Source organism: Brachyspira pilosicoli, assembly GCF_008016535.1.
GTDB classification, from domain to species: domain Bacteria; phylum Spirochaetota; class Brachyspiria; order Brachyspirales; family Brachyspiraceae; genus Brachyspira; species Brachyspira pilosicoli_A.
The window spans coordinates 1-669 of the sequence record NZ_SAXY01000103.1 but is presented as its reverse complement, the minus strand read 5'-3'; the positions used below and the strand labels follow the sequence as shown (position 1 = coordinate 669).

At 27.7% G+C, this 669-nt stretch carries 1 protein-coding gene; it reads left to right on the top strand.

The window, feature by feature from the left end; translation table 11 throughout:
• Window positions 1–40: 40 nt before the first annotated feature.
• Window positions 41–669: IS1595 family transposase (locus tag EPJ72_RS12900; RefSeq protein WP_147732510.1), on the top strand; the 629-nt coding region annotated here is incomplete at its 3' end.

Sequence of the window (669 nt, the reverse complement as noted above, 5' to 3'; positions counted from 1 at the left end):
GGGGCTGTCCTAGATAACTTAAATTTGTTAAAATTAAAGTATGAAACGCAGTAAATTAAGTCAAGATAAACAATTAAAATTAATAGAACATTTTGTAGCAGGAACCACAGCAAGAACTACATCAGTTTTAGTTGGTGTTAATAAAACTACAGCTTCGTATTATTTTTTAAGATTAAGAGAATTAATATTTGAATATGAGAAAGAAAAAGAAGAAGAAATTTTTAACGGCGAAATAGAAGTTGATGAAAGTTATTTTGGCGGTAAGAGAAAAGGAAAAAGAGGCAGAGGAGCTAAAGATAAGATACCAGTGTTTGGTTTGTTAAAAAGAGGCGGAAAAGTATATGTAAAAATGATAAATAATACTAAAATAAGCACTTTAATGCCTATTATTAGGCAAAAAGTACAGCCAGATAGTATAGTTTATTCAGATTATTATCATAGTTATGATGTATTAGATGTCTCTGAATTTAAACACTTTAGAATTAATCATAGTGAAAAGTTTGCTGAAGAAAAGAACCATATTAATGGTATAGAGAACTTTTGGAATCAAGCAAAGAGACATCTTCGTAAATTTAATGGAATACCAAAAGAACATTTTCACTTATTTATTAAAGAGTGTCAATTTAGATTTAATAATCCAAAAGTTGACAAACAGTTGGAAATTATATA